We start from the raw sequence: 11,161 nt of genomic DNA on the forward strand, positions 1-11,161 counted from the left end.
ATGCGTAGCGTTCCCTTTTACCTGATCGCCGCGTCCGTTTTGGCGTTGACCGCTTGCAGCGATCCGCTCGCGGAACTGCCGCGATTGTCTGAAACCGAGATGGCCGACGAGCTGCCGCGCGCCGAAATGCAGGCCGACCCGAACGCGCCGACCGTCGACGCGGTTGCAGAGACCACCCCTGTGCCCGAAGAGGCCGCGGCACCGCGCGGCGGGTTGCTTGGCTTCTTCCAGCGGCGCGCGGATGCGGCCAAGGCGGAAGATGACACCGAGGTCGCGGATGCAGCGGAGCCAGCCGCGGCGCGGACGCCCGCCACAGGGGATGACACGCCGGAAGCCAGTGTCGACGAGACCGTTGCTGAGAATACCGGCGGCGGCGGCTTGTTCGGCGGGATGTTGACGCGTGCGGCGGCTGGCGGTGGCGGCGCATCAGGCAGCAGCGGGCGCGGCCCCGCACCGGGCGCGCCGGATTACGAACAGGTCGGTCCGGGTGTGACGCTTCCCTATGGCAAGATCGCGCGTTTGTGCGGGGTCCCGTTGCGCAGTCTCGGGACACGCATCATGCGCTACCCTGACAGCGGGCGGGCACGGTACGCGCTTTATGACAGCACGCCCAATTCGACCAGCCAGCGCAATTTCTATCTGACCGGTTTTGACGATGGTTGCGCACGGCAATTCACGGCAGCGCTGGTGCTGTTTGGCGACCCGGAGATCTATGAGCAGATCCGTTACGGCCCCGCCAGCGGCAGCCAGCCGGTTTCTGAGACCGATGAAGCCTATGAGCGTTTGAAGTCGCGGGTCTGTCGTGTCCGCAAGGGCCAGCCCTGCGGCGCGCGGATTAACAGGATGTCGTCGAGCACGGTTTTTGTCTCGATCTATGAGCGTTTCGGCAGCACGCCCCGGTGGAAAAACCTGCTCGTGCACGACGGAGAAGTGCTTGCGCTTGATATCAAGACCAAGTAGCGGCGCACGAGCGATCTGACGACGGTAACGCGCAGGTTGGCTTGCCGGAGCACCGGCAGCGGGCGCCTTGCCGACCCGGTGCCTGATGCCACGAAAGCCTGACGCGGTGGAGCGCGGCGTTGTGGCGGCGGCCGGAGGGCAGCGTTCGTCCTGCGCGGCGGACGCATCCAGTGCCGCTGATCGGCCTAGTAATGCGGCGGGCGGTCGTCACCGAAATAGGCGCCACCGCCGGTATCGGCTTCCCGCTCGGCCTCGCGAGACATGAGCAGCGACACGTGTTTGTTGAGCAGGGCTAGGTCCTTGGCTTGCCGTGCAACTGTGTCGGACAAGTCGTCGACCGTCCTGATGAGATCGGCCACACGCTCTTCGACCCTGTCCATCCGTTCCATTATCCGGATCTCCTTTGGCGGACCCTGGGGCTACGCTTGCCCCCTGTTGATCAAGAGAGTAGACGGAGCGCGCATGAAGTCTAGGCGATAAGGCGACAAAACCCATGGCCAAGCCCAAGAAAACCCCCCGTCCTCGCGCGCAGACGCCGAAGGGCTTCCGCGACTATTTCGGCACCGAGGTGACCGCGCGGAACGATATGCTGCAAACGATTGCCGGGGTGTATCATCGCTATGGCTTCGATGCGCTGGAAAGCGCGGGGGTCGAAACGGTTGAGGCGCTCGGCAAGTTCCTCCCCGATGTGGATCGCCCCAACGAAGGCGTCTTCGCGTGGCAGGAGGATGCCGAGGTCGACAGACCCGGCGACTGGCTGGCGCTGCGCTATGATCTGACCGCCCCTCTGGCGCGGGTTTATGCGCAACATCGCAATGACTTGCCGCTGCCCTATCGGCGCTATGCGATGGGTCCAGTCTGGCGCAATGAAAAGCCGGGGCCGGGGCGGTTTCGCCAGTTTTATCAATGTGATGCCGACACGGTAGGCGCCGCGTCGGTGGCTGCGGATGCAGAGATCTGTGCCATGTTGGCCGACACTCTGGAAGCGGTTGGTATTCCGCGCGGCGATTACGTCATCCGCGTGAACAATCGCAAGGTATTGAATGGCGTGCTGGAAAGCATGGGGCTCGATGATGGTGACCAACGCGATGCCGTCCTGCGCACCATCGACAAGTTTGACAAGGTCGGCGAAGCGGGCGTGCGGGAGCTTCTGGGCAAGGGGCGGCTCGATGCCTCGGGCGCGTATATTGACGGTGTGGGGCTGAGCGATGCGCAAGCGGAACCCGTTGTCGCTTTCCTCACGTCGAAAGGCGACAGCGCAGACGCCACATTGACCAATCTGAATGCGGCCATCGGCGACAGCGCCATCGGTGCCGAGGGCGTGAATGAGCTTTCCCAGATCGCCGCCCTTCTGGAGGCGCAAGGCTATGGCCCGGACCGGATCGAGATCGACCCCTCCGTCGTGCGGGGGCTTGGCTATTATACCGGACCCGTATTCGAGGCCGAGTTGACCTTTGAAATCCTCGACGAGAAAGGCCGCAAGCGGCAGTTTGGTTCGGTCGCAGGCGGCGGGCGCTACGACGATCTGGTCAAGCGCTTCACGGGGCAGGTTGTGCCGGCCACGGGCGTCTCAATCGGTGTGGATCGTTTGCTTGCAGCGCTGGATGCAAAGGGGCGGCTGGACACATCCGCGCAGGGACCGGTGGTTGTGACGGTGATGGACCGCGACCGCATGGCCGATTACCAGGCCATGGTGTCGGAACTGCGCCAGGCGGGCATCCGCGCCGAGGTCTATCTCGGAAATCCGAAGAACTTCGGCAACCAGCTGAAATACGCAGACAAGCGGGCCTCTCCCGTGGCGGTGATCGAGGGTGCGGACGAAAAGGCCCAAGGGATCGTTCAGATCAAGGATCTCATCCTTGGCGCAAAGATCGCCGAGAATGCCTCGCTCGACGAGTGGAAGGAACGTCCCAGCCAATATGCGGTGCCGCGCGCGGAACTGGTTGCACGGGTCAAGGCGATTCTGGACGGGCAGGCATGATCGAAAAGGCAGCGGCGATACGCGCCCAGGCTGCGGCGTTGCGCGCGCGCTTTGAAGCGCAGGGTGCGGTGCTTGTCGAGCCGTCCATCCTGCAATCCGCTGAAACGCTGCTGGACCTTTATGGCGAAGAAATCCGGTCACGGGCGTATGTCACGGCGGACCCGGAGCGGGGAGAGATGATGCTGCGCCCGGATTTCACAGTGCCCGTGGTTGAAATGCACATGGCCGGCGGTGCGGAACCGGCCCGCTATACCTATGCGGGCAAGGTGTTTCGCCGCCAGGAAGCGCACCCCGAACGGGCGTCGGAATATGTTCAGGTCGGCTATGAGTTGTTCGACCGTGCCGACCCGGCCGCGGCAGATGCGGAGGTGTTTTCGCTTGTGGCCGATGCGGTGGCGCCGCTTGGGCTTCGCGCCGTCACGGGCGATATCGGTGTCTTGATTGCGGCCGTCTCCGGTCTGGAGACAACAAAAGCGCGCCGCGCGGCGCTTCTGCGCCATTTGTGGCGTCCGGGCCGGTTCCGGGCTCTGCTCAACCGGTATTCGGGCAAGACCCCGCCGCCGCCGACTCGCGTCGCGCTGCTTGCTGCCGCTGATCCCTTTGCCGATGCGCCGCCCCAGAGCGGCAAACGCAGTCGCGCCGAGATCGAGGCGCGTATTGCCGCGCTGCGCGCCGATGCGGCTGCGCCGCCGCTGGCGAGAGAGCAGGTTGCGCTGATCGATGCGGTGCTGTCGGTCCGGGAGACGCTGCCCTATGCACTTGAAAGACTGCGCGACATTGCCGTGGATTTGCCAGCACTCACACAGGCGCTGGATGCCTTCGAGGCGCGTCTGGAGGCGCTCGGTGCACGGGGGCAGGATGTGGACAAGATCGACTTCGAGGGCAGTTATGGCCGGACCTCGATGGAGTATTACGATGGGTTCGTGTTTGGCTTCGTGGCCGATCCGATCGCCAATCTGCCGCCGGTCGCCACGGGCGGGCGCTACGATGCGCTGACGCAACGGCTCGGGCAGGGGGGGCACATTCGCGCGGTTGGCGCCGTGATCCGGCCCGACCTGATGATCGCGCTTTCGGGGAAGCAACCATGACGATCAAACTGGGTGTGCCCTCGAAAGGGCGGTTGATGGAGAAGACCTTCGACTGGTTTGGCGCCCGTGGGGTTCGGTTGTCGCGCTCCGGGTCGGAACGCGAATATGCCGGTGCGGTCGACGGAATCGACGGGGTCTCGCTCGTGTTGCTGTCGGCCAGTGAAATCCCGCGCGAGCTTGCGGCAGGGCGGGTTCACCTCGGCGTCACAGGCACGGATCTGATCCGTGAGAAGCTGGTGCAGTGGGATCGCAAGGTGGAACCGCTTGCGGAGCTTGGGTTCGGCTTCGCGGATCTGATCATTGCGGTGCCCGCCGCCTGGATTGACGTGGATACGCTCGACGATCTCGATGCCGCCGCTGCAGCGTTTCGCGCGGAGCATGGTCACCGCCTGCGCATTGCGACGAAATACCATCGGTTGGTGCGGGATTACCTGCGGGAAGGCGGGGTGGCCGATTATCGACTGGTGGACAGTCAGGGTGCGACCGAAGGCACGGTTGCCAACCTGACGGCCGAGGCGGTCGCCGACATCACATCAACCGGTGAAACCCTGCGCGCCAATCATCTCAAGGTTCTGGCCGAGGAACCGGTGTTGCGGTCGCAAGCCACGCTGTTCCGGTCACGCACCGCACCGCTCACCGATGATCAGCGCACAACGCTCCATCAGCTGCGGGCGCATCTGGATTTGCGGCGCGCGGACTGAAACCGCCTTCGCAAGGTTATCAGCCCTGCGCAGGGGGGCGCCCCTGTATGCGATGCGCTGCCATCAACCCGCGCAATGGCACCCGGGCCTTGAGCCGGGTGGCCAGCAAGACAAGCCCGCCAAGCTTGCGCTGCAGATAGAGCGCGTCCCATGGCGGAATGTGACGAAATCCTTCCTGCGCGCCCAGAACCATCCCGTGCTCGCGCATCTCCGCCAGAAAACGGGTATCGCCGAAATCGACCACCTCCGCCCCAAGCCGCGCAAGCGCAAGCTCGATCATCATCCCGATGATGCGCTCTTGCCCCTCCGGCATCCGCTCGGGAAGGATGTCCATGCGGGTCAATTGATCGCGTACTGCGCCGGCTTGCCCTTCGAATGCCGCATCCAGAAGAGCGCGAAACGCATTTGCGGTGTCGACAGGAAAGGAGCGGCTTGCGCCAAAATCGAGCAGGACTACGCGCTTGTCGGCGGGTTGCCAGCGGAAATTCGCGAAATTCGGATCGGTCTGGACACGATGCCAGTCGAAAAGCTCCTGAAAGAACAAGCCGAAAAGACGCGTGGCCACAAAATCCCGCGTGTCCTGATCGGCGGTTTCGACCTGTTCGATTGGTTGGCTGTCCACGAAATCCATCGCCAGAATATCATCTGTGCAATAATCGGCATGGACCGCGGGCGTGATCAGGTCTGCATCCTTTGCGACCAAGTGGCCAAAGGCTTCGAGCTCGCGTGCCTCACGCCGGTAATCGGCCTCTTCATGCAATTGGCGGCGGGCTTCTTCGAGCAACGGTTTGATGGCAACGCCTTTGGGGATCAGGCCGGAGACCTTGAGCATGGCCCCGAGGTTGGCCACGTCCGCATCGATAGACCCGCGCACGCCGGGATACTGGATCTTGAGCGCAAGCTCCCGCCCATCGAGAGCCACTGCGCGGTGCACCTGGCCGATCGAAGCCGCCGCGATGGGCCGCGTGTTGAAGCTGCTGAACCGCTTGAGAAACCCGGTTCCATAACTCGCGATCAGCACCTGTTTGAGCTGCCTGGGTGGCATGGTCTGGGCTTCGGCGCGCAGCCTCGCCATGATCGTCGCGAGCTCTTCGGGAAGGATATCTCCGGCTTCCATGGAAAGCAGCTGCCCCATCTTCATGGCCGCACCGCGCATACGGGCCAGCTCATCGGTGAGCCGGCGCGCATTGGCGGGTGTCATGAGAAGGGCACGGGGGTCTGGCCTCTGACCCGATAGCAGCGCACGGGCACCACCCGCCGCCATGGCGCCCGCGATCCCGCCTCCGAGGGTCGCGAGCCTGCCCGCGCGTGCAAACCGCGACGTCGGGACCGAAAAACCTGAATCATCATCCATCATGGACAGGCAGGTAGTGCCGCGCCTTGCCCAGACAATTGCCAGCACGCCCAGCCCGGACAAGGGTGGCGCCCCAACATCGGCAGGACGCGCCTGTGTTTCTTTGGGCCGGAAATATCCTGGGGGTCAGGGGGCAACGCCCCCTGCGCGCTTTGCGCGTCATCCCCGAGGGCGGACAAGCACTCCGGAAATCAGCTTCCGTCGCCGATCTTGTCCCAGGTCTGGGTCTCGAAATCCTCGGCGGAATGCCGTTCGCGCAACTGCTCCGACGGCTCGCCATTGGTCTTGTTGACCATGCGCCCGCGAATGACAGCGGGACGTGCGCCGATCTCCTTGGCCCAACGCTGCACATTCTCGTAGCTTTCGACCTGAAGGAACTCAGCCGCACCATATTGCCGGCCAAGCGCCAGATTGCCGTACCATGCCCAGATCGCCATGTCGGCAATGGTGTAATCATCGCCGATCATGTAGGCGCGCTCGGCGAGATTGCGGTCGAGCACGTCGAGCTGACGCTTGGTCTCCATCGCGAACCGGTTGATCGGATATTCCATTTTGTGGGGCGCATAGGCGTAGAAATGGCCAAACCCGCCACCAAGGTAGGGCGCGCTGCCCATCTGCCAGAAAAGCCAGCTCAGCATTTCTGCGCGGGCCGCTTTCGGGCCGAGGAAGGCGTCGAATTTTTCGGCGAGGTGCAGCAGGATCGCGCCGGATTCAAACACGCGCACCGGTGTGTCGCCGGAGCGGTCCAGAAGAGCGGGGATCTTGGAATTCGGATTGACCTCGACGAATCCGGAGCCAAATTGATGGCCGTCGCCGATCTTGATCAACCAAGCATCGTATTCCGCGTCCGCATGCCCCGCTGCGAGCAGCTCTTCAAACAGAATCGTGACCTTCTGACCGTTCGGGGTTGCCTGTGAGTAGAGCTGGAACGGATGCGAGCCCACCGGCAGCGCCTTGTCGTGAGTCGCGCCCGCAATCGGCCGGTTGATCGACGCAAAAGTCCCGCCGTTTTCCTGGTCCCAGGTCCAGACCTTGGGTGGGGTATACTCTTCGGCCATGATGGCTATCCTCGCTCGTTATGGTGACGTGTTGGACGCATAGGTATGCGTGCTGCGACAAAATGCCAACCAGTCCTGCCGCGTGCTTGTCTCTGGGCGCCGCACAGAGACTGTGCTTTCCTGCTCCCATGCCGGATAGAATTGTGCAATTTCCCGGAGACCCGGACATGACCCCGCGTCCGCTCGCCATTGTGCTTGGTGCGGCGGTCTGGCCGGGCGGTGTGCCGTCCCCGACCCTGCGCAGACGCACCGCGCACGCGTTGAACCTTTGGCGGGAGGGCGCGATTTCCGGTATCGTAGCCACCGGTGGTCTTGGCCGTCATGGCCCGAGCGAAGCCTCGGTGATTGCCGAAACGCTGATGGCAGAAGGCGTCCCGCGAACCCATATCATGCTCGAGGAACAATCGACGCGGACGTTGGAAAACCTCGCATTTGCCCGGCCATTTCTCCTCGGGGCGGAAACACGGGAGGTGGTGATCGTATCGGACATTTGGCACCTGCCGCGCGCGCTCCTGATCGCCCGCCAACTTGGCATGCGGGCTCGTGGGGCCGCGGTGCCGATCCGGGGCAGCCGGCCGTGGCCCTTTGCGAAAGCGGCGGCGCGGGAGGTCCCCGGTCTTGTGTGGACCGTCATGACCGGATGGCGGAGGCGTTGGTGATCGTAAAGCGTCTTGTAAGGGCTGTCCCGACGGCCCGGAAGGATCAGAGCACACCGATCTCGGCCAGAGCCCCGGCCAGTTCGGGCGGCAGGCTGTCTTCGCCCTGCCTGTGCTCTGGAAGGTCTTGCGGTGAATCGCCCACTTCAAGGTAACGCCAGCCCTGAAACGGGCGCTTTGGTGCCGTCGCGGTGCGCACGATCATGGGGTCGAGCACGATGGCGCATCGCTGCGTGCCGTCCTGTCCGGTAACGCGGTCGAGCCTGAGTATCTTCTGTCGGCACTGGATCAAGCCCTTGATGACCCAGAAGATGGATCCGCCAGACAGAATCTCGGCCTCGCGACGTGGCCACATGCGGGTGACATGCCGCGGTAAACCGTCGTCGAACCGGCGCGCATAGCCTGATTGCCAGTCCTGCAGGCTCTCTACACTTTCGGTGCCGACACTCAATTTGAGCAGATTGACGCGTTTATCCACAGATTCTTCCCCATGCCACGCAAGCTATGGTATCTCACAAAGCGGCGGGGGCAAGGTGTTGCGTTTTGTACGCGAGTCGGGGTATCGTCAGAGCCTTTCGAGACAATCCCCGATGCAAGGCCTTGCCACCCTGGCACCGGCCCTATGTCGCGTCCTGACCGTGCCAGCCCAAGGATAAAGCCGCCATGACCCGTTTCGCCGCTCCCATCGCAGAACAGATCTGGGACATGAAATACCGTCTGAAATCCGCTGACGGAACCCCGCAGGATCTGACCGTCGAAGACACTTGGCGTCGGATCGCCCGGTCGTTGGCCGCAGTGGAGCAGGCGCCGGACGCGTGGGAAGAGCGGTTTTACGCGGCGCTGGAGGATTTTCAGTATCTGCCCGCCGGGCGCATCACCGCGGGGGCGGGCACGGCGCGGTCCGTCACGCTTTTCAACTGCTTCGTGATGGGCACGATCCCGGACAGCATGGGCGGCATCTTCGACATGCTGAAGGAGGCCGCGCTCACGATGCAGCAAGGCGGTGGCATCGGCTATGACTTTTCCACCATCCGACCCAAGGGCGCTGCGGTGCATGGGGTCGCGGCGGACGCCTCCGGCCCGCTCAGTTTCATGGACGTGTGGGACGCGATGTGCCGCACGATCATGTCCGCAGGCTCCCGGCGCGGCGCGATGATGGCCACGATGCGTTGCGACCACCCCGATATCGAGGACTTCATCGCGGCCAAATCCGATGCCGCGCGTCTGCGTATGTTCAACCTGTCGGTGCTCGTGACCGATCCTTTCATGGCGGCGGTCAAGGCGGACGCGGCATGGGAGCTTGTCTTTGACGGCCGTGTCTACAAGACGGTGCAGGCGCGTGATCTCTGGAACAGGATCATGCGCGCGACCTATGATTACGCGGAACCCGGCGTGATCTTCATCGACCGGATCAACGCGGCGAACAACCTCAACTATTGCGAGACGATTTCCGCAACGAACCCGTGCGGCGAACAGCCCTTGCCGCCTTACGGTGCCTGCCTGCTTGGGTCGATCAACCTTGCACGATTGGTGGATCGCCCTTTCGAGGATGATGCCGCGCTTTCCGAAGACCGTCTTGAGGATCTCGTCGCGACGGCCGTGCGGATGATGGACAACGTTGTGGATGCCAGCCGTTTCCCGCTCGAAGAGCAAGCCGAAGAAGCGCATGCCAAACGCCGGATCGGACTTGGCGTGACCGGGCTTGCGGATGCGTTGCTGATGGTGGGCCTGCGCTACGGTTCCGAGGAGGCGGCGCGTCAGACCGAGCGCTGGTTGCACCGGGTCGCCCGCGCCGCGTATCTGGCGTCGGTGCAATTGGCGAAGGAGAAGGGGCCCTTCCCGCTGTTCGATGCGGAGAAGTTCCTCGCATCCGGCGCCATGCAGACCATGGATGAGGACGTGCGCGCCGCGATCCGGGAGCATGGCATCCGAAACGCGCTTCTGACCTCCATCGCGCCCACCGGGACGATTTCGCTCTATGCTGGGAACGTGTCTTCCGGCATCGAGCCGGTCTTTGCCTACAGCTATACCCGCAAGGTGCTCCAGAAAGACGGGTCGCGCACCGAAGAGGAAGTGGTCGACTACGCGGTGCAGATGTGGCGCGATCTCAAGGGTGACGCGCCCCTGCCGGATCATTTTGTCAACGCCCAGACGCTGGCCCCGCTCGACCATGTGCGGATGCAGGCGGCGGCGCAGAAATGGGTGGATTCATCGATCTCCAAGACAATCAACTGCCCCGAGGACATTTCCTTTGAAGACTTCAAGGAGGTTTATCTCGAAGCCTATGAGACAGGCTGCAAGGGATGCACGACATACCGGCCCAACGATGTGACGGGGTCTGTGTTGAGCGTTTCGGAGGAGACGCCAAAAACAATGGGCGCACGAATTCGCGATGCGCGGAAGAGTAGGGGATTGACACAGGCTGCGGTGGCCGATGCCGTAGGACTTAGCAGAACGTACATAACTCAAGTTGAATTGGATCAAAGAGAACTCCCAAATCGGCACGCTGTTGAAATCGCAGAATTATTGGGTGTACCGGTGAAACAGCTTGTCTTTGGGGATGCCGATGAAGCGCAGCCCGGCGAAGCCGGGCAGCCCCCGGCCGCCCCCACGGGCGGGGGCTCCACCCCCACCCGCGGCCGGGACCTGCCCTCCGAGACCGAGAACGACCCGAAGAGCATCGCGGCGGGTCTCGACGATGGCAGCGTGGTCTACATGTCCGAGCCGCTGGACCGACCGCAGGCTTTGGAGGGCGCGACATACAAGCTGAAATGGCCCGACAGCGAGCACGCGATCTATCTGACGATCAACGACATCATCGTCGGGGGGCATAGACGGCCGTTCGAGGTGTTCATCAATTCCAAGAATATGGAGCATTTTGCCTGGACGGTCGCTCTCACGCGGATGATCTCTGCGGTGTTCCGGCGCGGCGGCGATGTGAGTTTCGTGGTCGAGGAACTCAAGGCGGTGTTTGACCCGCGCGGCGGTGCCTGGGTGCAGGGTAAGTATATCCCGTCGATCCTTGCCGCAATCGGCGGTGTGATCGAGCGCCATATGGTCGCCATCGGTTTCCTTGAGGGCGAAGGCATGGGGCTCAAAAGCGATCCTCAGGCCGCGGTGGTCAATCTCGACGCACCGCGTGGTCCAGCTTGCCCGTCCTGTGGCCAGTATGACATGCGGATGGTCGAAGGGTGCATGACCTGCGCAAGCTGCGGTCATTCCAAATGCGGCTGATGGATAGGGTGTTGTCGTAGCTGAAATTGAAAGGACTAGGCTGTGTTGACAAAAGGGATTCACAGGGCACGCTGATCGTGATTCAAGCTGGTATCTGCGATGGAGATCAGCTTGGCACGAGACCTGATG

10 protein-coding genes are annotated in these 11,161 nt (G+C 63.0%); 6 read left to right on the top strand and 4 right to left on the bottom strand.

What is annotated here, in order from left to right:
* Positions 1-960 (top strand): hypothetical protein, encoded by a 960-nt coding sequence (locus J1C49_RS15090; protein ID WP_227446665.1) that lies wholly within the window; start codon positions 1-3, stop codon positions 958-960.
* A 185-nt stretch (positions 961-1,145) separates the two neighbouring features.
* Here the strand turns inward: J1C49_RS15090 and J1C49_RS15095 are convergent, their stop codons facing one another.
* Positions 1,146-1,349, bottom strand: coding sequence for a SlyX family protein (locus tag J1C49_RS15095; RefSeq protein WP_370639423.1), 204 nt, complete (start codon positions 1,347-1,349; stop codon positions 1,146-1,148).
* Between the two features lie 104 nt (positions 1,350-1,453).
* Here J1C49_RS15095 and hisS point away from each other — a divergent pair, with 104 nt between their 5' ends.
* Genes hisS through hisG form a run of 3 tightly spaced genes read left to right on the top strand, consistent with a single transcriptional unit; the run spans position 1,454 to position 4,730 of the window.
* A complete protein-coding gene (gene hisS / locus J1C49_RS15100) occupies positions 1,454-2,941 on the top strand; it encodes a histidine--tRNA ligase (protein ID WP_227446666.1) in 1,488 nt (495 codons plus the stop codon).
* Complete coding sequence (locus tag J1C49_RS15105; protein ID WP_227446667.1) at positions 2,938-4,029, top strand: ATP phosphoribosyltransferase regulatory subunit; 1,092 nt, start codon at positions 2,938-2,940, stop codon at positions 4,027-4,029. Before hisS ends, J1C49_RS15105 begins: the two co-directional genes overlap by 4 nt.
* The gene (gene hisG / locus J1C49_RS15110; RefSeq protein WP_227446668.1) at positions 4,026-4,730 is read left to right on the top strand and encodes an ATP phosphoribosyltransferase; all 705 of its coding nucleotides are present in this window, start codon (positions 4,026-4,028) and stop codon (positions 4,728-4,730) included. The genes J1C49_RS15105 and hisG overlap by 4 nt, the downstream gene beginning before the upstream one ends.
* Before the next feature lie 19 nt (positions 4,731-4,749).
* Here the strand turns inward: hisG and J1C49_RS15115 are convergent, their stop codons facing one another.
* Together J1C49_RS15115 and yghU are read right to left on the bottom strand one after the other, a co-directional pair.
* A complete protein-coding gene (locus J1C49_RS15115) occupies positions 4,750-5,931 on the bottom strand; it encodes an AarF/ABC1/UbiB kinase family protein (RefSeq protein ID WP_227446669.1) in 1,182 nt (393 codons plus the stop codon).
* A gap of 344 nt (positions 5,932-6,275) precedes the next feature.
* Entirely contained in the window at positions 6,276-7,142 is an 867-nt protein-coding gene (yghU, locus tag J1C49_RS15120) for a glutathione-dependent disulfide-bond oxidoreductase (protein WP_227446670.1), read from the bottom strand.
* Positions 7,143-7,309: 167 nt separating this feature from the next.
* Here yghU and J1C49_RS15125 point away from each other — a divergent pair, with 167 nt between their 5' ends.
* On the top strand, positions 7,310-7,801 hold the full coding sequence (locus tag J1C49_RS15125; RefSeq protein ID WP_227446671.1) for a YdcF family protein: 492 nt from the start codon (positions 7,310-7,312) through the stop codon (positions 7,799-7,801).
* A gap of 43 nt (positions 7,802-7,844) precedes the next feature.
* Here J1C49_RS15125 and J1C49_RS15130 read toward each other — a convergent pair whose 3' ends face one another.
* Complete coding sequence (locus J1C49_RS15130) at positions 7,845-8,276, bottom strand: DUF1489 domain-containing protein (RefSeq protein ID WP_227446672.1); 432 nt, start codon at positions 8,274-8,276, stop codon at positions 7,845-7,847.
* A 185-nt stretch (positions 8,277-8,461) separates the two neighbouring features.
* Here J1C49_RS15130 and J1C49_RS15135 point away from each other — a divergent pair, with 185 nt between their 5' ends.
* Positions 8,462-11,032, top strand: a complete 2,571-nt coding sequence (locus J1C49_RS15135; protein WP_227446673.1) for an adenosylcobalamin-dependent ribonucleoside-diphosphate reductase — start codon at positions 8,462-8,464, stop codon at positions 11,030-11,032.
* Positions 11,033-11,161 lie beyond the last annotated feature (129 nt).

This window comes from Cognatishimia sp. F0-27, from assembly GCF_020667845.1.
Classification (GTDB): Bacteria; Pseudomonadota; Alphaproteobacteria; order Rhodobacterales; family Rhodobacteraceae; genus JAFMPQ01.

Excerpts from the sequence above, each read along its gene's own strand:
- J1C49_RS15090 (WP_227446665.1), top strand. The coding sequence starts at position 1 with ATGCGTAGCGTTCCCTTTTACCTGATCGCCGCGTCCGTTTTGGCGTTG.
- J1C49_RS15095 (WP_370639423.1), bottom strand. The coding sequence starts at position 1,349 with ATGGAACGGATGGACAGGGTCGAAGAGCGTGTGGCCGATCTCATCAGG.
- hisS (WP_227446666.1), top strand. The coding sequence starts at position 1,454 with ATGGCCAAGCCCAAGAAAACCCCCCGTCCTCGCGCGCAGACGCCGAAG.
- J1C49_RS15105 (WP_227446667.1), top strand. The coding sequence starts at position 2,938 with ATGATCGAAAAGGCAGCGGCGATACGCGCCCAGGCTGCGGCGTTGCGC.
- hisG (WP_227446668.1), top strand. The coding sequence starts at position 4,026 with ATGACGATCAAACTGGGTGTGCCCTCGAAAGGGCGGTTGATGGAGAAG.
- J1C49_RS15115 (WP_227446669.1), bottom strand. The coding sequence starts at position 5,931 with ATGACACCCGCCAATGCGCGCCGGCTCACCGATGAGCTGGCCCGTATG.
- yghU (WP_227446670.1), bottom strand. The coding sequence starts at position 7,142 with ATGGCCGAAGAGTATACCCCACCCAAGGTCTGGACCTGGGACCAGGAA.
- J1C49_RS15125 (WP_227446671.1), top strand. The coding sequence starts at position 7,310 with ATGACCCCGCGTCCGCTCGCCATTGTGCTTGGTGCGGCGGTCTGGCCG.
- J1C49_RS15135 (WP_227446673.1), top strand. The coding sequence starts at position 8,462 with ATGACCCGTTTCGCCGCTCCCATCGCAGAACAGATCTGGGACATGAAA.